This is a genomic window from Neptuniibacter sp. QD37_6 (assembly GCF_047778085.1).
Taxonomy (GTDB): domain Bacteria; phylum Pseudomonadota; class Gammaproteobacteria; order Pseudomonadales; family Balneatricaceae; genus Neptuniibacter.
On the sequence record NZ_CP180550.1, the window covers coordinates 2,109,625 to 2,136,175 of the forward strand.

27 protein-coding genes and 1 tRNA gene are annotated in these 26,551 nt (G+C 43.8%); 18 read left to right on the plus strand and 10 right to left on the minus strand.

Going from position 1 to position 26,551, the window contains the following annotated elements:
- Window positions 1-461 precede the first annotated feature (461 nt).
- Window positions 462-974, plus strand: coding sequence for a phasin family protein (locus tag ACMXYO_RS10060; RefSeq protein ID WP_415884996.1), 513 nt, complete (start codon window positions 462-464; stop codon window positions 972-974).
- Between the two features lie 109 nt (window positions 975-1,083).
- Here the strand turns inward: ACMXYO_RS10060 and ACMXYO_RS10065 are convergent, their stop codons facing one another.
- Window positions 1,084-2,298, minus strand: a complete 1,215-nt coding sequence (locus tag ACMXYO_RS10065; RefSeq protein ID WP_415884997.1) for a UbiH/UbiF/VisC/COQ6 family ubiquinone biosynthesis hydroxylase — start codon at window positions 2,296-2,298, stop codon at window positions 1,084-1,086.
- A gap of 244 nt (window positions 2,299-2,542) precedes the next feature.
- On the opposite strand from ACMXYO_RS10065, the gene dbpA reads away from it, so the two are divergent.
- Window positions 2,543-3,877, plus strand: coding sequence for an ATP-dependent RNA helicase DbpA (gene dbpA / locus ACMXYO_RS10070; RefSeq protein ID WP_415888090.1), 1,335 nt, complete (start codon window positions 2,543-2,545; stop codon window positions 3,875-3,877).
- A 2-nt stretch (window positions 3,878-3,879) separates the two neighbouring features.
- Here dbpA and ACMXYO_RS10075 read toward each other — a convergent pair whose 3' ends face one another.
- The gene (locus ACMXYO_RS10075; protein WP_415884998.1) at window positions 3,880-4,332 is read right to left on the minus strand and encodes a glycosyltransferase; all 453 of its coding nucleotides are present in this window, start codon (window positions 4,330-4,332) and stop codon (window positions 3,880-3,882) included.
- A gap of 118 nt (window positions 4,333-4,450) precedes the next feature.
- Here ACMXYO_RS10075 and ACMXYO_RS10080 point away from each other — a divergent pair, with 118 nt between their 5' ends.
- From ACMXYO_RS10080 to ACMXYO_RS10125, 10 genes are all read left to right on the plus strand, one after another.
- The gene (locus ACMXYO_RS10080) at window positions 4,451-6,043 is read left to right on the plus strand and encodes a recombinase family protein (protein WP_415884999.1); all 1,593 of its coding nucleotides are present in this window, start codon (window positions 4,451-4,453) and stop codon (window positions 6,041-6,043) included.
- A gap of 115 nt (window positions 6,044-6,158) precedes the next feature.
- Window positions 6,159-7,268: a hypothetical protein gene (locus ACMXYO_RS10085; RefSeq protein ID WP_415885000.1), complete on the plus strand. Its 1,110-nt coding sequence runs from the start codon at window positions 6,159-6,161 to the stop codon at window positions 7,266-7,268.
- A 203-nt stretch (window positions 7,269-7,471) separates the two neighbouring features.
- Window positions 7,472-7,693 carry a hypothetical protein gene (locus ACMXYO_RS10090; protein WP_415885001.1) on the plus strand — a complete coding sequence of 74 codons (222 nt, stop codon included), beginning with the start codon at window positions 7,472-7,474 and terminating at the stop codon, window positions 7,691-7,693.
- Window positions 7,694-7,945: 252 nt separating this feature from the next.
- Window positions 7,946-8,503: a tyrosine-type recombinase/integrase gene (locus tag ACMXYO_RS10095; RefSeq protein WP_415885002.1), complete on the plus strand. Its 558-nt coding sequence runs from the start codon at window positions 7,946-7,948 to the stop codon at window positions 8,501-8,503.
- A 270-nt stretch (window positions 8,504-8,773) separates the two neighbouring features.
- Complete coding sequence (locus ACMXYO_RS10100) at window positions 8,774-9,019, plus strand: hypothetical protein (protein ID WP_415885003.1); 246 nt, start codon at window positions 8,774-8,776, stop codon at window positions 9,017-9,019.
- Between the two features lie 49 nt (window positions 9,020-9,068).
- Window positions 9,069-9,242: a hypothetical protein gene (locus ACMXYO_RS10105; protein WP_415885004.1), complete on the plus strand. Its 174-nt coding sequence runs from the start codon at window positions 9,069-9,071 to the stop codon at window positions 9,240-9,242.
- A 650-nt stretch (window positions 9,243-9,892) separates the two neighbouring features.
- On the plus strand, window positions 9,893-10,264 hold the full coding sequence (locus tag ACMXYO_RS10110) for a hypothetical protein (protein WP_415885005.1): 372 nt from the start codon (window positions 9,893-9,895) through the stop codon (window positions 10,262-10,264).
- Between the two features lie 16 nt (window positions 10,265-10,280).
- Complete coding sequence (locus ACMXYO_RS10115) at window positions 10,281-10,817, plus strand: hypothetical protein (RefSeq protein ID WP_415885006.1); 537 nt, start codon at window positions 10,281-10,283, stop codon at window positions 10,815-10,817.
- Entirely contained in the window at window positions 10,798-11,013 is a 216-nt protein-coding gene (locus ACMXYO_RS10120; RefSeq protein ID WP_415885007.1) for a hypothetical protein, read from the plus strand. The genes ACMXYO_RS10115 and ACMXYO_RS10120 overlap by 20 nt, the downstream gene beginning before the upstream one ends.
- A 239-nt stretch (window positions 11,014-11,252) precedes the next feature.
- Window positions 11,253-11,423 (plus strand): hypothetical protein, encoded by a 171-nt coding sequence (locus tag ACMXYO_RS10125; protein WP_415885008.1) that lies wholly within the window; start codon window positions 11,253-11,255, stop codon window positions 11,421-11,423.
- 6 nt (window positions 11,424-11,429) lie between these two features.
- Here ACMXYO_RS10125 and ACMXYO_RS10130 read toward each other — a convergent pair whose 3' ends face one another.
- Window positions 11,430-12,581 (minus strand): DUF3524 domain-containing protein, encoded by a 1,152-nt coding sequence (locus tag ACMXYO_RS10130; RefSeq protein WP_415885009.1) that lies wholly within the window; start codon window positions 12,579-12,581, stop codon window positions 11,430-11,432.
- Between the two features lie 175 nt (window positions 12,582-12,756).
- On the opposite strand from ACMXYO_RS10130, the gene ACMXYO_RS10135 reads away from it, so the two are divergent.
- A complete protein-coding gene (locus ACMXYO_RS10135; protein ID WP_415885010.1) occupies window positions 12,757-13,347 on the plus strand; it encodes a YiiX/YebB-like N1pC/P60 family cysteine hydrolase in 591 nt (196 codons plus the stop codon).
- 22 nt (window positions 13,348-13,369) lie between these two features.
- Here ACMXYO_RS10135 and ACMXYO_RS10140 read toward each other — a convergent pair whose 3' ends face one another.
- The 6 genes from ACMXYO_RS10140 to nfuA form a co-directional block, all read right to left on the minus strand.
- Window positions 13,370-13,843: a DM13 domain-containing protein gene (locus ACMXYO_RS10140; protein ID WP_415885011.1), complete on the minus strand. Its 474-nt coding sequence runs from the start codon at window positions 13,841-13,843 to the stop codon at window positions 13,370-13,372.
- 75 nt (window positions 13,844-13,918) lie between these two features.
- The gene (locus ACMXYO_RS10145; RefSeq protein ID WP_415885012.1) at window positions 13,919-15,799 is read right to left on the minus strand and encodes a SurA N-terminal domain-containing protein; all 1,881 of its coding nucleotides are present in this window, start codon (window positions 15,797-15,799) and stop codon (window positions 13,919-13,921) included.
- Between the two features lie 146 nt (window positions 15,800-15,945).
- A tRNA-Asp gene (locus ACMXYO_RS10150) sits at window positions 15,946-16,022 on the minus strand.
- Between the two features lie 111 nt (window positions 16,023-16,133).
- On the minus strand, window positions 16,134-16,409 hold the full coding sequence (locus ACMXYO_RS10155) for an HU family DNA-binding protein (protein WP_007020114.1): 276 nt from the start codon (window positions 16,407-16,409) through the stop codon (window positions 16,134-16,136).
- A gap of 134 nt (window positions 16,410-16,543) precedes the next feature.
- Complete coding sequence (lon, locus tag ACMXYO_RS10160; protein ID WP_415885013.1) at window positions 16,544-18,970, minus strand: endopeptidase La; 2,427 nt, start codon at window positions 18,968-18,970, stop codon at window positions 16,544-16,546.
- Between the two features lie 238 nt (window positions 18,971-19,208).
- Window positions 19,209-19,802: a Fe-S biogenesis protein NfuA gene (gene nfuA / locus ACMXYO_RS10165; protein ID WP_415885014.1), complete on the minus strand. Its 594-nt coding sequence runs from the start codon at window positions 19,800-19,802 to the stop codon at window positions 19,209-19,211.
- Window positions 19,803-20,102: 300 nt separating this feature from the next.
- On the opposite strand from nfuA, the gene ACMXYO_RS10170 reads away from it, so the two are divergent.
- Both ACMXYO_RS10170 and ACMXYO_RS10175 read left to right on the plus strand, forming a co-directional pair.
- On the plus strand, window positions 20,103-21,371 hold the full coding sequence (locus ACMXYO_RS10170; protein WP_415885015.1) for an MATE family efflux transporter: 1,269 nt from the start codon (window positions 20,103-20,105) through the stop codon (window positions 21,369-21,371).
- Window positions 21,372-21,449: 78 nt separating this feature from the next.
- Window positions 21,450-22,628 (plus strand): cation:proton antiporter, encoded by a 1,179-nt coding sequence (locus ACMXYO_RS10175; RefSeq protein ID WP_415885016.1) that lies wholly within the window; start codon window positions 21,450-21,452, stop codon window positions 22,626-22,628.
- Window positions 22,629-22,645: 17 nt separating this feature from the next.
- Here ACMXYO_RS10175 and ACMXYO_RS10180 read toward each other — a convergent pair whose 3' ends face one another.
- A complete protein-coding gene (locus ACMXYO_RS10180; protein WP_415885017.1) occupies window positions 22,646-23,635 on the minus strand; it encodes a glycosyl transferase family protein in 990 nt (329 codons plus the stop codon).
- A gap of 73 nt (window positions 23,636-23,708) precedes the next feature.
- Here ACMXYO_RS10180 and ACMXYO_RS10185 point away from each other — a divergent pair, with 73 nt between their 5' ends.
- The 3 genes from ACMXYO_RS10185 to ACMXYO_RS10195 all read left to right on the plus strand — a co-directional run bounded on the left by ACMXYO_RS10185 (window position 23,709) and on the right by ACMXYO_RS10195 (window position 26,548).
- A complete protein-coding gene (locus ACMXYO_RS10185) occupies window positions 23,709-24,470 on the plus strand; it encodes an adenosylcobinamide-GDP ribazoletransferase (RefSeq protein ID WP_415885018.1) in 762 nt (253 codons plus the stop codon).
- Window positions 24,471-24,572: 102 nt separating this feature from the next.
- The gene (gene rlmD, locus ACMXYO_RS10190; protein ID WP_415885019.1) at window positions 24,573-25,931 is read left to right on the plus strand and encodes a 23S rRNA (uracil(1939)-C(5))-methyltransferase RlmD; all 1,359 of its coding nucleotides are present in this window, start codon (window positions 24,573-24,575) and stop codon (window positions 25,929-25,931) included.
- Window positions 25,928-26,548, plus strand: a complete 621-nt coding sequence (locus ACMXYO_RS10195) for a pseudouridine synthase (protein ID WP_415885020.1) — start codon at window positions 25,928-25,930, stop codon at window positions 26,546-26,548. The genes rlmD and ACMXYO_RS10195 overlap by 4 nt, the downstream gene beginning before the upstream one ends.
- The last annotated feature ends 3 nt before the right edge of the window (window positions 26,549-26,551 follow it).

Here is a 26,551-nt window from a genome sequence, read left to right on the forward strand (position 1 = left end):
GTTACTAAAGGGACATCTACCCAAGTTACAAATTGTTAAATGTCCCGAGGTATTTAGGTGAGCTAACTACACTAGCAGATTACCAGTTCTGCTGTAGCCTCCCTCTCCCATAAAAGCCCTGAATTTGGGCCATAGCGCTATCATCTGATTGTAATAGCTATTTGCTTATATGAACAACCTACAAGCCCATATAGACACAAAGCAGGTGCAATTAGGCTTAAAATTTTTTTAATTCTCTGCAAAAACAGCTTAAAAAACTGATTTTAGTAGAACTCAAACCTTTTACAGCAACCACTCTAACCGATTGTTTAATATGCCTTTAATTACAAAGAAACAGATCTAAAAATATTTTTGTGCAATGCACAAAAAAATATTTGACAGGTTATTTATTAACCACTATATTTATCTTAAATGCTGCAACGCACAAAACACTTTATTAAAGATTCTCAGAGGAATGGAAAATGTACGATGATCTAATGAAAGATGTTCAGGAAAAAATGCAACCAGCAATCGACGTTGCTGAAGTGAACAAAAAAGCACTAGAAACTCTGTTCTCTTTGCAGTCTGAATATGTAACTGATTTCGTAGATTCAAGCGTAGCTCAGCTTAAAGCTCTATCTGAAGTAAAAGAGCCTAAAGAAGCTATTGAACTGCAAGTTGAGTTTTTCAAAGCTCTAGAAACTAAAACGACTGCGACTGCAGAAAAAGAGCTAGCGGCTCTAAACTCTGCAAAAGAAGAGATCTCTGAGATCGTAGAAAAGAGTCTTAGCGAAATCCGTGACATGCCTTACATGTCGGATTTCAACAAATTTCTGACTGAAGCTGCTGAAGCTACATCTGCTGTAGTTGCAAACGCAACTAAAACTGAAACAGCACCAGCTGAAAAAGCAGCTGCACCTGCTAAAAAAGCACCTGCAAAAAAAGCGCCGGCTAAACGTAAGCCAGAAACTAAAGCAGAAGCTGCTGCTGAATAATTCATCGTTGGGGGTCACGTAAAGACCCCACTTCTCTACTCTGGCTGGTTTATTCAGCCGTATTTCTTTGCCGGTCTCCCAGACCGGCTTTTTTTATTTAAGCCTTTGATTATTGCTCTTTGGCCATTTCAGGCAAAGGCCCTTCCAAGCCCATCGCGAACTGCATAACTTTGTTTTTAGCTGGCGTTACACGACCTGCCAAACCCAAACCAATATTACGCAAAACTTTTAGTGGACCGTTCTGATTACTAAATACTCGGTAGAACGCATCCATTGTCTGCATCATCAATAAATTATGCTTACGGCGCTGCTTTTCATACTCCTTCAGCAACGCCAATTCAGTAATATCTTCACCTGTATTAGCAGCCGCTAAAATCACTTCAGAGAGAGCAGCTGCATCAAGCAGGCCTATATTAACACCCTGTCCAGCTAGAGGATGAATCATATGTGCAGCGTCACCTGCTAAAGCTAGACCTTCTAAGACATATTCCTGCGCATGTTGGCGACGAAGCGGGAAAGCTCCTCGGCTAAGTAACTGATCAATTTCGCCCAACGCATCAGGGAAGGTAGATTTAAGCTCTTGCATAAAGCTTTCATCATCCTGAGCTAAGAGACGCTTTACGTTATCCGGTGTGTTATACCAAACTAGAGAAGCGTTATTGCCTGAAAGAGGTAGAAAGGCAAGCGGACCTGTCGGTGTAAACTGCTGCCAAGTAATATCTTCTTGAGCAAATTTAGTCGTCACAGAAGCAACCAGTGCATGCTGCTCGTAATCCCAACGAGTAACACCAATACCTGCTGCTTGACGAACACGAGACTCACCACCATCAGCAGCAATCAGTAGGCGCCCTATTATTTCGCGATCATCTTTCAATCTAACGATACTGCTACCAGGGGAATAATCGATAACCTCGACTTCAGCGGGACAGATCAGATCAACATTTTCAAATGTCTGTAAACGCTCTAAGAGCGCTAGCTGAATCACACGATTTTCAACAATATGGCCAAGGTGATCACGACCAATGTTATCGGAAATAAATTCTGTAGAAGCCTTTTCTTCACTTGCTTCCCAGACCTTCATACGTCGGTAAGGGCAACTACGACGAGATAGAATCCCCTCCCATGCACCTACTCTCTGAAGAATATTCTCCGAAGCCACGCTGATAGCAGAAACACGCAAATCATTTGGTTGGGAAGCTTCATATTCCGCAGGATATCGACTTTCCAAGACGGCAACTGATAACGGGCTGTTTCCAAGAGCACAAGCGATCGTTGCACCCACCATACCACCACCGACAATGACGACATCGTAACGCGTATTCATAATTCCCAACCAACTTACTTATTTTTGACTGTCCCGAAGTATACCCAAAGAGCCTGCCAACATCTTGAGAAAGATCAACAATTGTTAACGCGCTTTGATTAGCGAGTGATTCTTCAGGGTATTCATATTCTCCCAAAGCGGTTTGCTCTATAATGCCGCTTTGCAACAAAACCTAACCAACTTTACTTTTACCGAGTGCCCTGTGTCTGATACCTGCTTCTCAAATCTCAATCTTCCAAAACCGATGCTAAAGAACCTGGATCATCTAGGCTATAAGCAGATGACGGCTATCCAAGAGAAAGCCCTACCCGAGGTTTTGCGAGGTAATGACCTCATTGCGAAAGCAAAAACAGGCAGCGGCAAAACAGCTGCGTTTGGTATAGGTACACTGTTGAATTTAAACCTTCGTAGTTTTGCCACACAAGCCTTAGTACTTTGCCCTACACGTGAATTAGCAACACAAGTTGCTAGTGAGCTAAGAAAGCTTGCTCGCTTTACTGAAAACGTGAAGATTCTTACTCTCTGTGGTGGCCAATCAATTGGGCCTCAGATTGGCTCTTTGGAGCATGGCGCACATATTGTTGTAGGTACACCGGGTCGTATCAAAGACCATCTACGTAAGAAAACTCTGCGCTTAGATAAAGCCACTACCGTAGTGCTTGATGAAGCGGATCGCATGCTTGATATGGGTTTTTCTGATGACATTCGTGACATCATAGGGCAGACCCCAAAGAAACGCCAAACACTGCTTTTTTCTGCTACTTACCCAAAAACTATAGCGAGCTTGAGTGCAGACATTCTCAATCAGCCAGTTACGGTAGAGGTAGAATCCACTCACCAACAATCCCAGATTGAGCAACATTTCTTTGAGATCGAAAAAGAAAATAAGCTTGAGAATTTGAGCGCGATTTTAGCTCAGTTCAAACCAGAGTTTGCAGTGATCTTCTGTAATATGAAGCAAACCTGCAATGATGTTCAGCAGCACCTTAAATCCTTAGGCTATAGCGCAAAAGCAATCCACGGAGATCTTGAGCAACGTGATCGTGATCAGATACTAGTGCAATTCGCCAACCGTAGCTGCTCTTTTCTCATCGCCACTGATGTAGCAGCACGTGGACTAGATATTGATGACCTACCTTGTGTCATCAACTACGATCTTACTCGCGACGCTGAAGTTCATACTCACCGTATCGGTCGTACAGGCCGTGCAGGTAAGCAAGGCATGGCACTAAATCTTTATCAGCCATCAGAAGCTTACAAAGTGGCTTCCATTGAAAAGTATTTGGATACAGAGTTCCCCGTTACTGAACTACCAGACGCAGATCCGAACTATCAGCCGAATAACCCACCAATGGCTACGCTAGCGATTGCAGGGGGTAAGAAGAACAAAGTTCGCCCTGGCGATATCTTAGGTGCGTTAACAGGCGATGCTGGAATACAAGGCAACCAAGTAGGCAAGATCAATGTGTATGATTTTGCTGCTTACGTTGCCGTTGAACGCAAAGTTGCACGAAAGGCAGCCGAGCGCTTGAGCCAAGGAAAAATTAAAGGCCGAAAATTTAAAGTACGTCGCCTTTAACCTTATTTAAGGGCTAAACGCTCAAAGTGACGGCGATACTGGTCTGCCAGTATCGCCCATTTAAACCGATCGACATTCACTTGCTCCCCCCACTCACCTGCGTACTTTCTTGCTGCTAACTGATCTAATCGCTCAGCTAAGACCTCAGCTTCTCTCTCTTCTTTATACCGGCAGGTTTCAGGGAACAATTCCCTATACGCTAACCTGTCAGGGACTAAAGGCTCTGCCCCAGACGCAACACCTTCTAAAACAGCAATGCCTTGGTAATCATGTACAGCCGTAGAAAGCACAACATCCGCTTTACCTAGTAGAGCTAGATATTCCTCCCGCGACGAAAGATAACCCCACTCTCCAGCGCAATCACCGAGTAACACACGAAGCTGCTCAAATTGCTCAGGTACGTTTCTAAACTGCTGCCCGACCACATGGAGCTTAAAGTCCTTGCGTTTCTGCATAAGTTGTTCAACTGCATCAAGTAGCAGTTGAGGGTTTTTATCGTATTCCCAACAGTTTGTCTCACATGGTTTATTCCCCCACACCATAGGAATAATTCAATTTACTGAGGTAAACATTATGAAAGCTTATAGTTACGTACGGTTCAGCAGCGCACAACAAGCCAAAGGTACAAGCCTAGAACGACAAACAAAAGCAGCTATAAAGTATGCAGAGTTCAGAAACTGGGAGTTAGACACAACAACTACATTTCAAGACCTAGGTGTTTCGGCCTTTCACGGTAACCATGACGAAGGAGCATTCGGTAAGTTTCTTCATGCCTTACAAGAAGATCTAATTACAACACCTTGTGCCCTAATCGTTGAATCCATTGACCGCCTTGGTCGTGATGAACTAGGCAAAGCTCAGTCTCGGTTTCAATCACTCCTTAATCAAGGTGTAACCGTAGTAACTCTATCCGATAACCAAGAATACACCCCTGAAAGCGCTAATGATTTAGGACGCATCATGATCTGCTTAGTAAATATGCACCGTGCCCACGAGGAGTCACAAGTTAAATCAATGCGAAGCAAGGGAGCTTGGGATAAGTGCCGAGAAACTGGAAACATAAAGCTAATGGGAGGAATTACACCCGGCTGGCTTAAGCGCAAGGAAGACCGCAGTGGTTTTGACCTAATCCCTGCTCGCGTAGAAATCGTAAAGCGAATATTCAAGATGGCATTAAACGGTTTTGGTTCGCTTCGCATTGCTCGACAATTAAATGATGAAGGTCTCAAGTCATTTAGTGGTAAACAGTGGTCTTCTGGATGTATTGCAAAAATGCTTGCACGAAGAACGGTACTTGGTGAATGGCAACCACGGGAGCAATACATTGTGAATGGAAAGAAGCGGTATCGAAGCTCAGGCGAACCTCATAAGATATACCCTCAAGTCATCGATGAAGTGTCATGGGCTAGAGTTCAATCTTCACGAAAAGGGAGAGATTCAGGAGGACTGAGGGGATTCAGAGGGCGAGCAAAGCTTGGACGCTCCATCTTCACCCAATTATTGTTTTGCTCTTGTGGTGCCCCGATGAGATTCACTCATAACAAGGGAAAGCAGGCTTACGTTCACTGTAGAAGGAACACTGAGTATGGGCAGGATTGCGGAGAAAAGACGTGCTTCCTCAACTACAAGAAAACTGTTGCCTCTCTGCTCGTTGGCTTAAATCATCTAGATTGGACTAATGTCTTTCCTGAACTACGCACTGAAGGCCTTAAGTCTATCCAGACTGCTGAAAATAGTATTGAAGCACTACGTATAAAGCAGTCTGACCTAGTTGAACGTCAAGGCAAACTAATAGACGCTCTCGAAACAGGAAATGAAATGCTGGTATTAGTAAAACGACTCCAAGAAATTGAAGGTGAGATTAAGTTACTGGATGAAACTACCACCCAAAAAGAGATCGACTACAAAGTTATGGTTCAGGAGCACAAGGAATTCATGTCTACTCGTGAAGCATTTGACGGTCTGCCTAAGCTACTGAAAGAACCTGACGGAGTATTGATGGTTAGTAATTTCTTACGTTCACGCTTTAAGAAAATCACTGTTGATTGGGATTCAAGGAGTCTAGTATGTAACTGGGCAGATGGTGGAATCGCTAGTGCAATATCAATTGATGCTGACCAGATAGCCAAAGACTTCGGAGGCATACCATTAGCTGAAGCAATGTAAAGCTTGAAGATGAGTACAGCTTCGCTTAGTTACGGGCTGTACTCTAAAGGTATGGACTTAGAGCCGCTTAAGGAAGCTGTTAGTGTGATTCCGGTAAAGGACGAATGGAAACGAGATGGATAAAAATTTCATTACATTGAACCAAGAAGGCCTTTCATCTTTTTCAAAGCATCAAGATGGGACTATTACAGACAATAAAGGTGAAATAGTCTTATTCGGCTTTGAAAGATTTAAATCTCAAATCTGCGAGGGAGACTGTTGCTTTTTATGCGGTATTAGCCAAGGTGAAGCGGAATTCAATGACGAACATATAATTCCAAATTGGCTTCTAAGGCACTGTAATCTGCACAACCTAAAGATAACTCTTCCAAATGACACTCCCATACCGTACAGGTCTTACACTTTAAGGTGCTGCGAAGAGTGCAACAGCTTTTTAGGGAGGGAAATAGAAACCCCTCTTTCAGAAAACATTACCAAAGGATATGAAGCTGTATCTGAATATGTAAGTAACGGCGGAATGTGGAAAGTGTTCTTATGGTTAAACCTGATTTTTTTAAAAACACATTTGAAAGATTCTAAGTTACGCCTGCACAGAGACCTCCGCAAAGGTGACGATCCAATTTCAGTCGACTACGAATGGGGATACCTACACCATATCCACTGCATGGTCAGAGCCATTAAAACTGGTATTAACATAGACCCTAAATGCTTCGGCTCACTTTGTATTCTTCCCGCGAAGACCTTAAAAGATCGTGGTGATTTTGATTACAAAGATATGTTTATTTCAAATACCGTTTTATTGCAGATTGAAGATATTGCGTTTATAGCTGTTCTAGATGACTGTTGTGCAGCTCTAAACGTCTTTGGTCAACAACTACATAAAATCTCAGGAAAGCTGTCCCCAATACAAATTAGAGAAGTAATGTCGCATTTTGCATACATAAACCTTCTTTTAAAGGAACGTCCTGTTTTTCAAACTGTTTGGAGATTTGATGAGTCTGAATTTGTCATCACTGCTGAGATTCCTGAGAAATGCGAACTAGATTATGACATTGAAACAAGGATGGAGGATATCCTCGCATTTAACATGCATGATTTTTTTGGAAAAATTCAGTTTAAAAACGGAGAACTATTTTCCTTAGAATCAATTGAAAAGGGGAAGAGTGGATTTCTCTTCGATGAACGAGGGGATTTCGTTTCTGACAGTATGGATACCCTTGAATAATTTCATAAAAATCTGTCAGCCTTTTATATATTAAGCCGCCCCCAAGTTTCCCCCGTACCCCCCTGCTTCATTCAGTCACACCTCGTCCCCTCATTATCACAGGTGGTATAATTCCCATGAACAGCAATGCAACTTGTTGTTTAAAAAGGATATTATTTAATTTATCTTGCCATCACTTAATTGATTAACACCAAGGAAACGTAATGGAACACAAGGTAATCGATCAGACACAACTGGTACATGACATCATTAGCTTAGAGTCAGACATGGAGATCACTAGCCCAACCAATGAGGCAGAGTGTGAAAATGATGGTGGTTATAATGTCCTACTCTACAAGTGGCACTTAGTTAACCAAACGACAGGTAATGAATCCTTGGTCATCAAGTTAGCTGGTCAGACATGGGAAGGTGTCAGGGCGGCATAAGGTCAGGAGTATTCAGAAAGGGGGCGCTATGCCCTCTTTTACGTTCTGTGGGTTGGCTTCAAGCTTTGCCTATCCAATGGCACTAGGTGAACTTAGCGCCTCTTGTAGTCTCAGAAACACCCTTCCTACATCACACAATAGGGATGTGTGACTTAGCGTAACACCATGAACACTGAAGAAAGTGTTTGACTAACAGCTCTACATCACATAAATTAACATCAATTATAATTATGTGACTTAGAGTTTAACACCATGAATGAAGTGGAAGCAGTGAAGACAAAGGATGATATTCACATGGTATCTCGATTACTAGAGAAGCATGGATCACCTGACTATAAGGACATCTGGGAACTAGGGATCAATGCAGCGTTACGCATATCCGACCTACTGTCTCTCAAGTACTCAGACGTTGAAGGTGTCGAGGTGCTGAAGCTAGTTGAGGGTAAAACCAAGAAGACGAGGAGCATCAAGCTGAACTCCAAGGCTCTCGACATCATCCAACGCAGACACAATGACAACCCTAGTGACACTTGGTTATTCCAAGCTAAAGGCAATAGAGCTAAGAGTTCAGAGAAGGCTATAGACCGCTCAACGGTTGCTCGTAAGTTTAAGGAGATTGGTGAGATCATTGGTGTTCAGCTTGGTACTCATTCCATGCGTAAGACCAGAGGTTACGCTATGTGGTCTGATGGTGTACCTATTGAAGTCATATGCAAGGTTCTGAATCACTCAACGCCAGCAGTAACCATGAGGTACATAGGCATTGAGAAGCAGGATGTGCACCAGACATATGATGACTATGTGCTGTGAGTCACTGGTTATTTGATAACCCACTCCTTAGGAAAGAATTGACGCAAGGGAATACATATAGATACATAGCCTACTTAGGATACTTAGTGTAATACCCTGTGTTACCTAGGCTATAAGGTTATACAGGGTCTATACCTGTGCTCTACAGAGTTATTAATCAATAAAGATATAACCATAGCTACAGTACACTCAGTAAACCTAGCTCTTTGAGGTCATTCTATACTCTTATATCCAAGGGTTACCTATTGTTTTCGATTCGTGAAACATTCCGTGAAACAATCCGGTTTTGTGTATGCCTTCCACCCTGTTGTTTTCACTATGTCTGACACTAAGCAACTTAAGGCACAACTGCGTCCAAACGGCACAGTGCCGAAAATCAACACCAAGACACTTCATGCCCATTCTGTCCGAAAACGGAACTGGTCCGAAACCGGACAAGAAGAAGACGAAGTGTCTGACACTCAGAATATTACGTTCGGAAAAACGGAACAGTTCCGAAATTCCGAGCGGGCATGATAAGCCAGCAGATATTTATAAGGCTGTTGCTGAGAAGACAGTAGCGAAGATGGAGGCTGTGCTCTCTGAGCAAAAACGGCACTGTGCCGAAAATGCTCAACAAGAAGACTCCGAAGTACCTACGGACGCACAAATGGCAGCTTGGTGGTTGGAGTTTGGTATCACGAGAAAGGAGTGTAAAAGAAATACTATGACATTTGCATATGGAGGCTGCGCTCTCTGAGTCAAAACGGCACTGTGCCGAAATGACTAAAGCCCACCAAACGCCACACCCAGCCTACATAGTGATACCCCACACCATAGGACTTTGAGCAGTCCATCCAAATCTAATTAGCTTGAAGTAAACCTAGTGTTTACCTTCGGTTACCTGATTTGTCCTATAGCTTTTGGAGAAGCAATTACCAAAGGTTCAACCTAGAGCCTTTCATAATAACTATTTCCTAATAGGTCAATCTCTAGTCCATACCCTAGACCTCCCGTGTCTCTCCTCGCTGGTATCGATTGACCTTGGTTTTACCAGAATAAGACCTCTGTATCTGTGCGCACTCTCAGCCATCAGTGCAGAGGCTTCTGGTCTTCCTAACCTCATTTGTTTTCAACTTTCTACACAACTTATTCGGAGCACACCTTATGTATCACTCAGATTGCAAAGCGTACCAACGCCACGACAACACAGCATCCACCAAACAAATACGACTCAGCGAGAAGTACTGGTCATTGATCGAAGATAAGCAAAAAGAGATCGCCCAAGAAAGAGGAGTCAAACACGTATCCAGACCCGTAGCCATCAAGAGGATACTTGATGAGGCTACATCCAATCAGTTCTACCACCCAGCATTACTAATAGAAAACTAACCTAACCAAGGAGGACACATGTCCCTATCAATTAATGACCCAGCAACAACAGAACAACATAACGCCAACAACCCGTACGCACTAACTCAGGCAGAGATTGCTCAAGTTAACGCATGGAACAACATGTCAGACGATGAGAAAGGTGAGCATCTGCACTATGCCAAGGAAGCTCAGAACAGAGCCGACTTTATAGCCAGAGATGATATGAACCGTGCAGCCAATGCAAACACAGTGCAATACCTAGCAACTGGCGGCGCTGTTGTCGGTGGCTCATTACGTCCAGACACCTTGATTACTGAAGGTGGCATAGAGATGACCGTTCAACAAGCGATTGATGTCGGCATATTTAGCGGTGACATCTTAGGTAAACAAGTAGAAGACTTACGATAACAAAGGAGATACAAGAATGAACATTACACAAGCGAAAGAAACACTGACTACTATCGGTTATCCCGTTACTGGTAATGATTGGGAAGACATCATTGAAGAGCTACATAAGGACTACGGTACACAAGTAGTCGGCAGTTCTATGAATATACTAGGTGACGCAGCGCCTCTATACATGAAAGCCGGTAACGCGGCCTTTATGGTCGATAACAAAGATGACTTGTACCGTGCATGCATACGTATCAAGACTATTTTAGATGCACGTAAAGCCGCTGAACCTGTGATCATCAAGTCAGACGTGCTGTCACGCTATATCCCTGAGATTAAACGATCCGTTGAAATGGAAGTGGATCAGGCAGCTAAGTTCAAACGCGCCCTGACTACAGTCGATAATGAATACTCAGTTAAATATGACAAAGCATCTCGAACACAAACCCGTAAAGGCTCACAGATCATCGATGACTTACTCTCTGACAGTAAGAAACTAAATGATAAAGCAGTAAAGGCTTTGAAAGAGCTATTGGTAATTGAGCGTCATGAGTCAGTTACTCAGTGAGGGCTTAAAGCCAAGCAAGCGTCAACAAGCCAGACACGAGTACGAAGCACGTAGAGACAAGCGAATTGCTAACCTCAAGAGCCAAGGCCGACACCTAGAAGCCATGCTCCAACACATGAACTGTCCGTGTTCTGTGTCACCCAATGGACGCTCTGTCCAAATGCACCAAACCAAGCCCATAAAAGAACGTAAATAGCCTACTTTCACAGGTTGTGCGCTGCGTTCTAAAGGTGGGGCATATCAACCTACAGCCCCACCTTACCTAACCTAATGAGGAGAGATAAACCATGAGTTTAAGAAAAGCCATTAATGAGATGTGTACCCACTGTATCTATGACAAAGGCAGTGAAGGTAAGAAGTTACAATAGATTGCTGCCTGTACCTCGAAGACCTGTCCACTGTTTAATGTTCGACCACTACCTAAAGGAATTATTCATGCAGAAGTGGCCTAAGTTAGAAGCTAAGCAATTCATGTTGTCACGTAAAGTTTACAAAGAGTTATGCAGAGCAGCAGCTTATAGACGGATGAGTCCTAGTGTTTACCTTGAGTGTCTTGTGGTGAGCGATAAGGTACGTAGAGATATTGGAGAGCATAAGGAGGCATAGCGCCTCCTATTGTTTTCGAGCAGTTAGACTATTAATTATTCTTTCATACTCAGGCTTAAGTGTTGACCAACTATATCCTTCCACCGAAGGCGTATTAGCTCTACCCTGTCGAATCTGGCCTATTTGATACTCAATTAAATCAACAGCTTTCACCGCTTCTTTTTCGACATCAGAACCACAGTCATCATATAGAAACTCTCCCTCAAACATTTCTGTATAGGACATCCTGTTAGGAAGAATTGGTAACGCTCCTTGGGCAACGGCCTCAAGAACTGATAACCCCTGAAACTCATGGATAGACGTAGAAAGGAATATGTCTGAAGCATTCAACCATGCGATGTATTCTGCGCGACTCTCTGCAAAACCCATCTGGTCTATACGATGCGCAAAGTCTTTCCTTATTGTCTCAAACTGCTTAGGAGAGTTCTTGAAGCTTTGGCCAAGGATGCATAAACGGTAATCTATGGCTCTCTCCTCAAGTACTTCGAGAATCGCTAATAACCTATCTGGTCCCTTGTCATATTCCCATCGTGCCGCCCATGTGATATTAATTGGTTGACCATGTAAGACACTCTCCCAACGGTGATTCCAAACAATATGAAATTCATCAGATTCAGAAGAATGTATTTGGTAGCTATCAGACTTGATAGGAACAGACAGCACCGCTGAATTATCTCTAATCCGCTCGATCAGATTTGCTGGTACTTGATCGGGCATCTTTTTCAAGAGAGCCTTCGCGCCATCCAAAAGTGTCTGTCGATTATATTCACTGTTAAATAAACAATAATCCGCAGCCAACGCGGTATAAAGGTTCAGGATGCATGGCTCAACGGTTTTAAATGCTTTACCAGACTCAGGATAAGCGAATTGGTTTTCGTGGAAGTAAACCAGTGTTGGAATTTGGGCTAAAGATGGAACAAAACCACGCAAGGCAGATAAGTCTGTCATAGAGGTCGCAATGACCAGATCATAAGGCTGGCTTAGTGTTTCCCTTTCATTAAACGCCCAACTAAGGCTGTTCCCTCTCATACGCCAACTAAAATAACGTCCCGGCAGAGACAAAACTGTCCATTCGTGTTCATTCAAGTGTTCAACAAGCCCTTTACGCCAATAAACATGACTATCCGCATCGTAAGCTGAGAGAAGGAGTATTCGCATAAAGCCGCCGTTGAAAAAAAAGCGCTAGTGTATCAGCCAAGTTTTGCTTTGTCCTATTACACTTAAAACTGAGTCACAAAACCAAAAGCATCAAAATACGATACCTTTTTTGAATATTTAGCCCTGCATCCTCAAAACACACATACTTTACGTATCAACTTTTGAGGAAACCGTAATGAAAATGACAAAGCTCAACAGCATAATCAATGACCTAGAAAACTGCGTACAAGAGGGAGACATTATTTTTATCTCCATCAATAGTTTTCTTTACCGCCAGGTCGCAAAAGGCACTGGCAGCTGGACTTCGCATGTTGGCTTTGTCATAAAAGAAAATGATGAATGGTTTGTTTTAGAAAGTGCTGTTCCCTGTGTTAGACGCACAACTCTAAAAGATTTTGTATCGCGCACAACCAACGATGAAGTGAGCATATTACGACTTAAAGAGCCGTTAGTTGATGCAGATATTAGTAAATTAAAACAAACCGCCGAGAAACGCATGGGGTGCTTTTATCACTTAGGTTTTAAATTCAATTCCAAGCGACAGTTTTGTTCTAAATTTGTTTATTTAACCTTTAAGGAGGCGTTAGGAATAGAGTTAGGCAAAATACAAACGCTAGCTGAACTATTGGATGAAAACCCACAAGCCAGCGTTAACTTCTGGCGCTGCTGGTACTTTGGCTTTGTACCATGGCAACGAAAGACAATTACACCTGCAAGCCAATTGAATGACCCACAACTCGAAACGATCTATACGACTGTCAGCTAGCGCTGACAGTCAGATATATTACTTACAGAGAGTTATAACGAGCAGCGGTGATAAATTCAGAGAAGGTTTCACACCAAATCACAGCCGTAGAATATTTAGCCGGATCTACACCCTCAGGTAGGTTAACCACAAAGCCATCAAATGTTTTGATTTCAGCAACCTGAACCATATCTCGTTTATTCTCAAGAAAGCTCATCTCGTCATCTACAAACACAGGAGAAAGGTAAAGCTTATAATCTGGACCAGGGGCCAATTTACCTTTAAATGCCGCAACACCGCCACCCAGCATCACTGAGCCTTCTCCCCAATGTAAAAAGTCACTGCCCTTTAACTCTTTCACAAACTGACCTTCAAACTGCGCCTGAGCTACAGCCGAAGAGATCTCTTGCTCAGTAGGCCCCTGAGGCTGGATTAAGATTGGTAACAGGTATACGCCTAAAGCAAAGCCTGCAAAGCCAACTAGGCCATGACTAATCAGTAGCATTAATTTTTTCATATTCCCCCTAAAGCTGCTAAAACAGCCAATATAAAAAAACCACCCGAAGGTGGTTTTAGAATAGATCAAATTAGCTTAAAGCTTTTCAATTTCAGCTTTTGCTTTTAACTGAGTAAGGTGATCTTGGTAATCCTGCTGACCTTGACGGTTATTAAGCATCATACCCATAAAGCGAATCTCGTCTTCTTGCAGCTCAATATCTTGCTGACCGATCGCGTCAAGCGCGATAATCATTTTACTACCATCAACAGTATCAACTGCAGCATAGGTAGAACCACTTTGCGGTTTTACCATTTTGAATGCGGCGGTAAGAAGCTCTTGTGGAAGCTCTCTCTGGCTACGATTAACTGCAGACTGAGTTACCACTTCATTACCTTCTGCAACAGTTGCTAGATCTACACCTTCAGTAAGCTGAGCAACAATAGCGTTCGCTTTTTCAGTCATCGCTGCAGCAACTTGCTGCTCAACCAGAATAGCCTGAATCTGATCAGCCACTTCGTCCTGTACTTTTTCACGAGGTAGTTGATGTTCAACTACACGTAAAACAACAGAGCGACCAGAATCCAATTCAACTGGCGTGCTGTTCAAACCTTCATTGATCAGCTCCTGATCGAAAGCAACAGCTAGAATCTTCGCGTTGGAAGTAATCGCATCTTCGTTGCCAGAACGCGCAAATAGCTCAGTTTTCTGAATCTCTAGTTCTAGCTCTTCAGATGGCTCTACCAGATCACCAGAAGAGAAAGAAACATCAGCTAAACGCTCTAACTGCTCAACATACTCTTCTTCAGCCTTCTGATTTAGGAGATCAGAACGAAGCTCTGCTTCAGCTTGTGCAAAAGCAGGCACTTCTGACTCAACAACATCAACTAGTTTAATTAAGTGATAACCAAATTCTGAACGAACTGGCTCTGAAACAGCACCTTTCTCTAGAGCATACAAAGCGTCTTCAAAGTCAGTTGAGAAAACACCTTTCTCATTAATACCTAAATCACCACCCATCTCAGCAGATGCTGGGTCTTGAGATTCAGACTTAGCCAACTCTTCAAATACTTCACCTGCTTTTAGGCGCGCAGCAATTGCATCAATCTTAGCTTTTGCAGCAGCATCGTCTTGCTGTTCAGAAATTTCGATAAAGATATGTGCTGAATGACGTTGCTCTTGTGCTTGGAATGTATCAACAAGCTGCTGATATGCGGCTTGAAGTTCATCATTAGATACTTCGATACCTGCCTCTAGAGCGCTTCTTTCTAGAAGCAGATACTCAATAGCTACCTGCTCTTCAGTCATAAACTGAGAACTGTTCTCTGCATAGTAATCGGCAATCTGCTCATCAGAAACAGTAATTTCAGCACGAACATTGTCCGCAGGCAGAGTGAAGTAACGAAGATCACGCGTTTGATTCTGCAGAACGTTTAGAGAATTCAGTTCATTTGGCAGAGTAAATGCAGATAACATGAACGCTATACGCTCTTGCTCAGTCACCTTCTCTTTACGCACGATATCACGATACATCAACGGCGTAAGACCGGCGTTACGTAACGTCGCTTCAAATTGAGCACGATCAAACTTACTGTCTAACTGAAACTCTTTGGTAGACAGGATCAGTTGATCAATCATTGCATCAGAGAATGTCAGACCTTGATTTTGTGCCGATTGAACTAAAACAGATTGCTCAATAAGGCCTTCCAAAACCATATTGCTGATCAAACCGTCATCCAGTAGCGAAGGATCAGCATCCTCCCCCATCTGCGACAACATTTGACGACGTTGCAATTGAACACCTTGATAGAGATCTTGCTGACTGATCTCTTCACCATTAACGGTCGCAGGAGCATTACTGCCAGCAGTTAAACTAACCAGCGATTCAACACCAAATAATGCAAAAGTAACTGCAATCAAGCCAACAATAATCTTGGCAATGATTCCCTGAGAGTTATCACGAATGGACTGTAGCATTATGCCTCTAAACCCCTGGCAAAATCTTTAACACATAAAAAAGGCGCATTCTTACAAATGCGCCTTTCAAGAATTTTGTACCTGACTCACTAATATGATTTAGCTCGTCATTCTATGTAGAACAGAGATCGTCTGTTAAACAAAGTTGGCGGAACGGACGGGACTCGAACCCGCGACCCCCTGCGTGACAGGCAGGTATTCTAACCAACTGAACTACCGCTCCTTTCGCGGGTCTTTAACCCGCACCTAAAGTACTTTATCAGTGCTTCAGGCTGGGTAACTCACTAAACTAATGAGCTACCTCCCCTAAGTAAGATCGTGACGCGATCAGATCTTACTTGTTTACTGCGTCTTTCAGAGCCTTACCAGGCTTGAAAGTTGGCAATGTAGCGGCAGCAATTTCAATTGGCTTGCCTGTCTGTGGGTTGCGACCCGTACGAGCAGCACGCTCTTTCACAGAAAATGTACCGAAACCTACAAGTGCAACAGAATCACCGTTTTGAAGTGCACCAGTAACCGCTTCCAGTGTAGCATCCAGCGCGCGACCCGCAGCTGCTTTAGGAATGTCGGCTGAAGCTGCGATAGCGTCGATCAGTTCAGACTTATTCACGTTGTTCCCCTTTAAATAGATCGTTATTTTTAATTGTTCCGTTATCCATGCCCAGCAAGATGGTCAGGCATTTATACCAAGGTGCAGAAAGGGGTGTCAAGACACCTAGAACACCTTTCTACCCCTGATGAATACTAATGTGGCTTTATTTGCTCCGGCTCAGCTTTTGTCGTTTTTTCCTTTGCCGCCACCACTTCTTTCTCGCTTTTCTCTACAGGTTTTGGTTGATACTTAAGTGCAATATCTAGCACTTCATCAATCCATTTAACCGCCTTAATATCGATATCTGCTTTGATATTGTCGGGAATTTCCTTTAAATCGCGCTCATTTTCCTTTGGAATAATGACCGTTTTAATTCCCCCGCGGTGTGCAGCGAGCAGTTTTTCTTTAAGTCCGCCAATAGGTAAAACCTGCCCTCTTAGGGTAATCTCACCTGTCATTGCTACGTCAGCCTTAACCGGAATATTGGTTAAAACTGAGACTAAAGCCGTACACATTCCAATACCCGCACTTGGGCCATCTTTTGGTGTAGCACCTTCTGGAACGTGAATATGAACGTCTTGTTTTTCATGGAAGTCAGACGCTATACCAAGGGCTTCTGCACGATTTCTTACAACAGTCAGTGCAGCTTGAATGGATTCTTTCATCACATCCCCTAAGCTACCTGTAGTCACCTGACGGCCTTTGCCCGGTACCACTGCTGTTTCGATGCTGAGGATATCGCCACCCACTTGGGTCCAAGCTAAGCCTGTTACTAGGCCAACCTGATCCTGCTCTTCAGCGATACCGAAGTTATGCTTACGAACACCGCTGTAGTGCTCCAACTCAGCTTCTTCAATAACCACTGGAAGATCTTTCTTATCAGCCAAGGCAAGCTCTTTAACAACCTTACGGCAAAGTTTAGCGATCTCTCGCTCAAGGCCACGTACACCGGCTTCGCGGGTATAGTAACGGATCAAACCAGTAATGGCACTATCCTTTATCTCCACTTCACCTTTTTTCAAGCCATTATTCTTAAACTGCTTTTCAACAAGGTAATTTCGAGCAATATTCAACTTCTCATCTTCGGTGTAACCCGGGATGCGAATGATCTCCATACGATCCAACAAAGGACCCGGAATGTTCATAGAGTTTGAAGTACATACGAACATTACATCAGAAAGATCGTAATCTACTTCTAGGTAGTGATCGTTAAAGCTGTTGTTTTGTTCTGGGTCTAGCACCTCAAGAAGAGCAGAAGCTGGATCACCACGCTGATCCATACCCATTTTGTCGATCTCATCCAACAAAAACAGCGGGTTTTTCACACCTACTTTCGACATCTTCTGCAGTAATTTACCTGGCATAGAGCCGATGTATGTACGACGGTGACCACGAATCTCTGCTTCGTCACGCACTCCACCTAGTGCCATCCGCACGTATTCACGGTTAGTAGCACGAGCGATAGAACGACCTAGAGATGTTTTACCTACACCTGGAGGACCAACCAAACAAAGAATCGGACCTTTAAGCTTTTTAACTCGTTTCTGAACAGCTAAGTATTCCAGAATACGGTCTTTAACTTCTTCAAGACCGAAGTGATCTTGGTTAAGTACCTTCTCAGCTCGCTTCATGTCATGGCGAACTTTAGAGCGCTTAGCCCAAGGGATCTGGATCATCCAATCAATGTAACCACGAACAACTGTTGCTTCAGCCGACATCGGCGACATCATCTTCAACTTGTTGTATTCACTCATGGTTTTATCGAAAGCTTCTTGCGGCATTTTCGCTTCAGCAATTCGATTTTTCAGCTCATCCATATCGTTAGTGCCGGACTCGTCCAGTTCACCTAACTCTTTTTGGATAGCTTTCATCTGTTCATTCAAATAGTACTCGCGCTGACTCTTCTCCATCTGTTTCTTAACGCGGCCGCGGATACGTTTTTCCACTTCAACTAGGTCAATTTCAGACTCCATCAACGCCATCAGATGCTCTAAGCGCTCTTTATTACTGAGCATCTCTAGAATCTGTTGCTTCTCTTCCAACTTAAGCGACATATGTGCAGCAATGGTATCCGCCAAACGCCCTACATCGTCGATATTTTGGAGGGAAGAAAGTACTTCAGATGGGATTTTCTTATTTACTTGAACAAAGCGTTCAAATTGCTCTAAAACTGTACGCTTGTATAGCTCGCTTTCAGCTTCAGTTAGCTCTTCAATTGCGAGCATATTTGCTTGAGCAGTAAAGAAGCCTTCATCTTCACTAAGCTTACTAATGGTTGCACGATAATCACCTTCCACTAGCACCTTTACGGTACCATCGGGCAATTTAAGCATTTGCAGTACGCTTGCAACGGTACCTACTTCAAATAGGTCTTCCGCCAACGGCTCATCATCCGATGCATTTTTCTGTGCAACAAGCAGAATTTCTTTTTCCCCAGACATTGCAGCTTCTAGGGCTTCGATTGATTTTTCCCTTCCTACGAATAATGGGATAACCATATGCGGATATACCACCACATCCCTCAGTGGGAGTACTGGCAATTCGATTAGTTGTTCCTGAATGTCGTCATGTTGTGTCATGAGCAAAAGCCTCATCAACCAGTCCGCGATGTACTGCGGAGAAATTCTAAAAAAGCGTGTCTTAGGGTTACATGGGGGTCAAAATTTCAAATGCAACCAATTAGATACAAAAAAAACAACGCGTTGGGAATATATCGAGGTAAGAGAACCGGGATACTAAATTTTATAGCAGTATCCCTTTATGGAGACAATCAAAAAAGGGGAATAAATTCCCCTTTTTACTTTCATATGCTCGAGCTTACTTGTAGTAGGCTTTATCACGGACACTGTGGTCTGTGATATCACGCACTCCAACTAAGGTTTCGATACGTTCAACTAGTGTTTTTTCTACACCATCTTTTAACGTCATATCAACAGCGCTACAGCCCTGACAACCTCCACCGAATTGCAGTACTGCAATATTGCCTTCCTCTTCTTCAACCACTTCCATCAGTTTTACTTCACCGCCATGGGAAGCCAAACCTGGATTGATCTCTGAATACAGAATGTAGTTAATTTGCTCTGAAATTGGGCTATCAGGTGATACTTTAGGCACTTTCGCATTTGGCGCCTTGATCGTTAGCTGCCCACCCATACGATCTTTTGCAAAATCCACAAGCGCTTCATCTAGATAAGGAACACTGTTCTTTTCAATGTAGAAACGTAGCTGTGTTAGCTCCAAAATTTCATCATCTTCGATAACTTCATCTGGACGACAATAAGCTAGGCAAGTTTCTGCATAAGATGTACCTGGCTGTGTAACGAACATGCGCACAGCCATGCCCTCAACATCTTGTTTAGAAAGTAGCTCTTTTAAATATTCTTCTGCCGTTTCTGTGACGGTGATATTCATACGGTGTCCTGTATGTTGAACCAATCAATTCTTAGACTCTAGGATACACTCAAATTAAATCCGAGTAAATTGCTCAACTATTAAACAATAGGTGAAAAATTCTATCGCACCACGGCACAATGCTGCCACTATATTTGCTCTTCTATTAGATATAAGGCCTTAAACCTATTTTTCCACATAGGGATAGACCTTATTTCAGAGATAATCTGATAGAATTGCTTTTTTCCTATTTTAACCCCTATGACATTCTTCAACCGACAAAAAATAATAATAGGTTTAGGGCTACCGATTATCGCGGGAATGCTTTCCCAAAGCCTACTAAACCTTGTAGATGCCGTACTTGTCGGTCAGCTTGGTGAGGCCTCTCTCGCCGGCGTAGGCATAGGAGGTTATGCCAATTTCGTGGCAATCAGCCTTATTCTTGGCTTGTCTTCTGGGGTACAGACCCTAGTGGCCCGCCATCAAGGCGAAGGCCAGAACGATCATGCCGCCTCCCCCGTTCACTGGGGGCTATTGATCTCACTTATTTTTGCACTCCCTGTCAGTTGTGTATTGATCTATTACTCAGGCTCCATTGTTTCCCTGATGACTGATGATTCTGCAGTGCAAGATATCTCTGAAGCCTATTTTGATTACAGAACCGCAGCTATGGTTGCTATTGGCTTGAATCTATCTTTCCGCGGTTGGTGGAACGGCACAAAACGACCAGCCACTTACTTTAAAGTATTAATAGCCACTCATCTGCTGAACGTTATTATTAGCTATTGTTTAATCTTTGGTGAATTAGGCTTACCAAGACTTGGGGCGCCAGGAGCAGGCTTAGGTACTGCTATAGCATTGTATATAGGGGCTCTATTAAACGCTGTAATGGTCTACAAGGATGCCAAAACTAACGGGTTATTTAAATTCAGCACTCAGCAAGCATCCTCAATCTATAGAGTGATCAAGCTCGCAATCCCTCATTCAATACAACAGTTCTTTTTGGCTTTGGCTATTTGCATTCTTATCTGGATCATTGGTCAGCTGGGCACCAGCGAACAAGCGATCGCACATGTACTGATTAACCTCTCTCTTTTCTTGATCCTTCCTGCAGTAGGTTTTGGCGTTGCATGCACTTCGCTTGTGAGCCATTCAATTGGTGAAGATAACTATCAAGAAGCAGCTCGCTGGGGATGGGATGTGATTGTCACGGCGCTGGTTTGCATCAGCCTACTAAGCATTCCACTTGCAATCTTTCCTGAAGCAGTTCTTTCTGCGTTTTTACAATCAGAGCAACTGATAGAGATCGCTGTACTGCCCTTACAACTAACTGCGCTAGCAATCTGTTTAGATGCAGCTGCAATTGTATTAACCCAAGCGCTACTCGGCGTTGGTGCCAATCGCTCAGTTTTACTTATATCTACATTTGGCCAGTGGTGCTTCTTTTTGCCTTTGGCTTGGCTATTTGGACCTATTTTAGGCTTCGGGCTCTTAGGTATCTGGATTGTACAGATCGTCCATCGATTGCTTTCGTCAGCAATCTTTATCCGTATCTGGTCTCAACAACATTGGCAAAAAGTCAAAATTTGACCCTCTAAACGGCTTGTTTGTTTGAACCCCGCTGTTTCATCTTGCTATAGTTTAAAAACGACTCTTAGGGATATGTAAATGGCTGATCAGTCACTGGTTTTTTCGTTCTTCTTAATTTTTACAGGTGCTGCCATTGTTGCATCTTTGGCTCTCTACACTCGCCAGCCTTTACTCGTTGCCTATATCGTTTTAGGAGCGATTTTAGGCCCTTACGGTATGAGCATGGTGACTGACACTAAACTCCTGTCAGACATCTCCCACGTCGGCATCATCTTCCTGCTATTTCTTCTTGGCCTAGACATGCAGCCCTCGCACCTATTGCAGATGTTGCGCAAAGCCACCTTGGTAGCCATAGGAAGCTCACTAATATTTTTTGCGCTTGGCTACAGCGTGGGGTATGCCTTCGGTTACACACAAACAGAAAACCTCATCATCGGCACTGCTGTGATGTTTTCTAGTACGATCATAGGCATCAAGTTATTACCCACAACTGTGCTCCATCACCGTCATACCGGTGAACTGGTAGTAGGCCTTCTACTTCTACAAGACGTGATTGCAATCATGGTCTTGCTGTTCCTATATAGCGGCACCAATGGTGGCACGAGTAGCGATACCATGGCTCAATTTGCCACAACGCTGGCAGCACTACCACTTCTGATCATCGGTGCTTTTGTCTTTGTAAAATACATATTGCTAAAACTAATCCAGAAATTTGATCGCTTTCATGAATACATCTTTCTACTTGCGATTGGCTGGTGTCTTGGCTTAGCAGAGATGGCACATTTGGCAGGCTTATCTGCAGAGATCGGTGCGTTTGTTGCGGGCGTATCCATTGCCACCAGCCCAATTGCTCAATACATCGCAACAAGCCTAAAGCCACTCCGTGACTTTTTCTTGATCCTATTTTTCTTCTCAATCGGCGCCAGCTTTAATCTAACCCTAGTTAGTACGATTGCGATTCCTGCAATTATTCTGGCAATTTTGGTCCTAGCGATTAAACCCGTTGTATTCCGCTTTTTACTGAGCCGTATTAGTGAGTCAAAGCAGCTAGGGTGGGAAGTGGGTTTTCGTTTAGGTCAGATCAGTGAGTTTTCGCTATTAATTGCTTACATAGCGGCGGGAAGTATGATGATTGGTGAAGAAGCTTCTCATGTTATTCAAGCAACTGCGATCTTAACCTTCTTGTTATCCAGTTATGTGGTGATCTTCAATTTTCCATCTCCGATTGCCGTTTCAGATAAGCTTCGCCGAGATTAACCGGCGAAGCTACTCGCTCAAGCAAATTGAGAGATATTTCGGCTCTGCCAAAGCTGCTCTGCTTTATTTAATAGTTCAGGCATTTCCGCTGATTCGCCTAACAACCTCAAAACTACAGCCATAGTTGAGATGATCGCCTTATGGCCGTATTCATGCTCACCTTCGCCTTTCCAAACATCGAATAATGTTTGCGCAGGAAGCTCAGCCTCTTTCACAAAGCGCTTTTCAACGATACGAGGCCAGTCGTATTCCGTTAACTCACCGCTGTCTGACCACTGCAGTAAACACTCTGTATCAGGTCTAATCTCGGCCTCACCACCATCACCACGCATAGTAACGTTGCGCTTTACACCTAAAAACTGAGCAGTTTTCTGATGCATAGGGCCGTAAGCTGGGTGGAATACACCATCGATGCTCGCTGGCGCATCAGCAGGATTGAGCATACGGCATAAGGTATGAACCGGCGAACGAAGACCAAGAATTGGGCGCAACTGAATAATTTCCCCTAGCGGAGGGCAAAACTGATCTATAGACATATACGCAAAGTTAACTCGGTCTAATTCAGCCTCGGTCTCAGACCAATCCTGACAGGACTTTAAGTTAAACAAACTAAGCATATCTTCTACATAGATACGCCCCGGCGTGTGACCTTTTGAACCATGCATAAAAACTCGATAGCCATGGCTCGCTAGACATAGAGCAACCAATAGATACCAAGTGTGGCGTCTCTTTTTACCCGCATAAGTCGACCAATCAAGATCCACTTGTATCTCACGACCGACCGAATAACGGCTGCGCACGGCATCGGCAAACCCCGCAAGCTCCTCTGGCGCCTCCTCCTTTACTCGCAGCAACATCAAAAAGGCTCCGAGCTGCTCAGGCGTTACCTCTCCATCCAGAATCATGGCCATTGCAGCTTCAGCCTCTTCGCGGCTAAGCGATCTTGTACCATTTTTACCTTTGCCCAAAATGCGTACAAAGGGAGCAAATTTGTGTTCTTCGATCATCAGTCGTTTAAACCTTGTCCTTAGTTAAAGGAATTACTAAAGTAGGGACTCTTTTTCTCAGGCCCCAAGTTTAATGAAATCTTACCCCGAGCAGCTACATATTTTTTTTAATGCCCTAACCTATTTTACCCGATTCACTTCGCCATCCTGGGTGCATTACACAAAAGAAACACAAGCAAAATCGACTAAGTACTTGCCATGGGTAGGCCTTTTAATTGGATTTTACGCCGCTCTGATCTATTGGCTTTCTAGTTTTATCTTCACTGATAGCATAGCTGTCATTCTATCGATGTTATCCAGCATTTGGATGACTGGAGCACTCCATGAAGATGGTTTAGCGGATTGCTGTGACGGCTTTGGCGGAGGCTGGGATAAAGAAGAGATCCTTCGCATCATGAAAGACTCTAGGGTGGGCAGCTACGGTGTTATTGGCCTAATCATTGTCTTATTACTTAAATTCAACGCTCTACTAGAAGTCCAGCATACCATTGCCCTCATTGTGTTAGGCCACTGTCTCAGTCGCTTATTCCCGCTATTCATCATCTATCGTGAAAAATACGTTAGTGCTGAAGAGACTAGCAAATCCAAACAGATGCTAAGCCCCTTAAGCAAGGTAGATCTTCTCATTGCCGCCCTACCAGCCGCTACGTGCTTTATATTTTTACCTATCAGTTACCTCAGCGTTTTAGCCCCAACCCTTATCACCACCGCCTGCATGATCCATTTCTTCAAACATTGGATCGGCGGCTATAATGGTGATTGCTTAGGCTGCTGTCAGCAAGTAAACGAATTATTGATCTATCTCTGGCTGTGCATACCGATCTTTCTTATCTAACAAATATCGATCGGCACAGGCGCTAGATCACTTTCCTAGAAGTCATAGGACGTGCAGGTCGCTTTCTGATAGAATCGCCGCCTTCTAAAGCCGGTACTCATCATGAAACGTAAACAAAGCCTTTTTGCCAAACCAATTCCTCAGAAAAAGAAACCTAAGGCTGCTACGCCTTACCCAGATACTCTGAAAATTGAAGGACTAAGCCATGAAGGCCGTGGCATCGCCAAACATGATGGTAAAACTATATTTGTAGCTGGTGCGCTTCCAGATGAAGAAGTTGCATATGAAATTACCAGCAAACATCGCCGCTACGATGAAGCCAACTGCACTCAAGTGCTAGCTGAATCGTCACAACGCACGTCGCCAAAGTGCGAGCATTTCGGTACTTGCGGTGGTTGCGATCTACAACATTTAGCGCACGAACACCAAATCCCAACCAAACAAACATTGGTTTTAGATCAACTCAGTCGATTAGGTAAATTTACGCCTGAAAAAGTTGAAGCACCCATTACAAGCACAGAATGGAACTATCGCCGTAGCTGTCGAATAGGCATCAACCAGATGATGCGAGATGGCAGTGCATTGGTGGGTTTTAGACGTCGTGGCAGCAGCAAGCTTACCCAGATTAATCACTGCCCTGTGCTAGCGGAACCTTTAGATAAAATACTGTCCGCACTACCGCAAGTATTGGAAGCAGAGGAACAGTTTAAAGAGATCACCCACGGCGAATTAACACTGGGAGACACCCAAGGTGCTTTAACGCTTCGCGTTAAAAAGCGTCCGAGTGAAACGCTTTGCCAAGCGCTAAGCGAATTAGCTGAACAACAGAACTTTAAACTCTATTTTGATCATGGCGATAAAATAGAAGCCTATTCTGACAAGGCGATTTTATGCTATCAACATCAGCCAACTGCCACAGATATTCAATTTGAGCCGGGCGACTTTATTCAGGTTAATAACCAAGTTAACCAACAGATGATTGATCGCGCCATCTCTTGGCTTAACTTAGATGCGAACGATCGAGTATTAGACCTGTTTTGTGGCATCGGTAACTTCAGTCTCCCGTTAGCCAAAACAGCTGCACATGTTGTCGGCATTGAAGGCGTAGAAGATATGGTTGCTCGCGCCAATACAAATGCAGCCAATAATGATCTAGACAACTGTGAATTTTACCGCGCAGATCTGAGCAAAGATCTACGCGCGATGCCATGGTACAAGCAAGGCTTTAATAAGATACTTCTAGACCCACCAAGAACAGGTGCCTTAGAGATTATTAAACAGCTTAAGAATCACCAACCAGAGATGATTCTGTATGTATCTTGCAACCCTGCCGCCCTTGCACGAGACGGAGCCGAATTGATTCAGCAAGGCTATGTAGCCAGCCGCTTCTGTGTCATGGATATGTTCCCTCACACGTCCCATGTTGAATCCATGGTCTTATTCGAACGGAAAACAGCGTGATAGAAATCATTTATAGCGATGACTCACTCGTCATCGCCAATAAACCTTATGACATGCTATCTGTTCCCGGTCGAGGGGAAGATAAACAAGATTGTTTATGGCGCAGAGTGCAAGAGCAATTCCCTACAGCACGAGTCGTTCACCGCTTGGATTACGCCACATCTGGCTTGATGGTATTAGCACTCACCCTTGAAGCACAACGTCACCTCAGTCGCAGTTTTCAAGAGAGACTGACCAACAAACGCTACCAAGCGATTATCTGCGGAGAACCAAGCGAAACATCTGGTGAAGTAAAGCTACCGCTACGATGCGATTGGGAGAATCGTCCATTGCAGATCGTAGATTTTGAACAGGGTAAAAGCGCTCACACTGAATGGTCGCAGCTATCGAAAGAGTCGCTTGGCACAAGAGTCGCGCTAAAACCAATCACAGGCCGCTCACATCAACTCAGGGTACATATGCAAGCCATGGGTCATCCGATCGTTGGCGACCGTTTCTACGCTACCGAAGAAGGCATGGCCGCTTCAGAGCGCTTACTTCTTCACGCAGAGTATTTAGCCTTCCCACACCCAGATACTGAAGAGCAGGTCGAATTTTTCGCACCCTGCCCATTCTAAGCA

Bases quoted from the DNA above. Each gene is read 5' to 3' on its own strand.
- ACMXYO_RS10065 (WP_415884997.1), bottom strand. From the start codon at position 2,298: ATGAATACGCGTTACGATGTCGTCATTGTCGGTGGTGGTATGGTGGGT.
- ACMXYO_RS10085 (WP_415885000.1), top strand. From the start codon at position 6,159: ATGGATAAAAATTTCATTACATTGAACCAAGAAGGCCTTTCATCTTTT.
- ACMXYO_RS10140 (WP_415885011.1), bottom strand. From the start codon at position 13,843: ATGAAAAAATTAATGCTACTGATTAGTCATGGCCTAGTTGGCTTTGCA.
- ACMXYO_RS10125 (WP_415885008.1), top strand. From the start codon at position 11,253: ATGCAGAAGTGGCCTAAGTTAGAAGCTAAGCAATTCATGTTGTCACGT.
- ACMXYO_RS10175 (WP_415885016.1), top strand. From the start codon at position 21,450: ATGGCTGATCAGTCACTGGTTTTTTCGTTCTTCTTAATTTTTACAGGT.
- ACMXYO_RS10075 (WP_415884998.1), bottom strand. From the start codon at position 4,332: ATGCAGAAACGCAAGGACTTTAAGCTCCATGTGGTCGGGCAGCAGTTT.
- nfuA (WP_415885014.1), bottom strand. From the start codon at position 19,802: ATGAATATCACCGTCACAGAAACGGCAGAAGAATATTTAAAAGAGCTA.
- ACMXYO_RS10090 (WP_415885001.1), top strand. From the start codon at position 7,472: ATGGAACACAAGGTAATCGATCAGACACAACTGGTACATGACATCATT.
- ACMXYO_RS10095 (WP_415885002.1), top strand. From the start codon at position 7,946: ATGAATGAAGTGGAAGCAGTGAAGACAAAGGATGATATTCACATGGTA.
- lon (WP_415885013.1), bottom strand. From the start codon at position 18,970: ATGACACAACATGACGACATTCAGGAACAACTAATCGAATTGCCAGTA.
- ACMXYO_RS10185 (WP_415885018.1), top strand. From the start codon at position 23,709: ATGAAATCTTACCCCGAGCAGCTACATATTTTTTTTAATGCCCTAACC.
- ACMXYO_RS10180 (WP_415885017.1), bottom strand. From the start codon at position 23,635: ATGATCGAAGAACACAAATTTGCTCCCTTTGTACGCATTTTGGGCAAA.
- ACMXYO_RS10120 (WP_415885007.1), top strand. From the start codon at position 10,798: ATGAGTCAGTTACTCAGTGAGGGCTTAAAGCCAAGCAAGCGTCAACAA.
- ACMXYO_RS10080 (WP_415884999.1), top strand. From the start codon at position 4,451: ATGAAAGCTTATAGTTACGTACGGTTCAGCAGCGCACAACAAGCCAAA.
- ACMXYO_RS10170 (WP_415885015.1), top strand. From the start codon at position 20,103: ATGCTTTCCCAAAGCCTACTAAACCTTGTAGATGCCGTACTTGTCGGT.
- dbpA (WP_415888090.1), top strand. From the start codon at position 2,543: ATGCTAAAGAACCTGGATCATCTAGGCTATAAGCAGATGACGGCTATC.
- ACMXYO_RS10105 (WP_415885004.1), top strand. From the start codon at position 9,069: ATGGAGGCTGTGCTCTCTGAGCAAAAACGGCACTGTGCCGAAAATGCT.
- ACMXYO_RS10145 (WP_415885012.1), bottom strand. From the start codon at position 15,799: ATGCTACAGTCCATTCGTGATAACTCTCAGGGAATCATTGCCAAGATT.
- ACMXYO_RS10130 (WP_415885009.1), bottom strand. From the start codon at position 12,581: ATGCGAATACTCCTTCTCTCAGCTTACGATGCGGATAGTCATGTTTAT.
- ACMXYO_RS10060 (WP_415884996.1), top strand. From the start codon at position 462: ATGTACGATGATCTAATGAAAGATGTTCAGGAAAAAATGCAACCAGCA.
- rlmD (WP_415885019.1), top strand. From the start codon at position 24,573: ATGAAACGTAAACAAAGCCTTTTTGCCAAACCAATTCCTCAGAAAAAG.
- ACMXYO_RS10115 (WP_415885006.1), top strand. From the start codon at position 10,281: ATGAACATTACACAAGCGAAAGAAACACTGACTACTATCGGTTATCCC.
- ACMXYO_RS10135 (WP_415885010.1), top strand. From the start codon at position 12,757: ATGAAAATGACAAAGCTCAACAGCATAATCAATGACCTAGAAAACTGC.
- ACMXYO_RS10110 (WP_415885005.1), top strand. From the start codon at position 9,893: ATGTCCCTATCAATTAATGACCCAGCAACAACAGAACAACATAACGCC.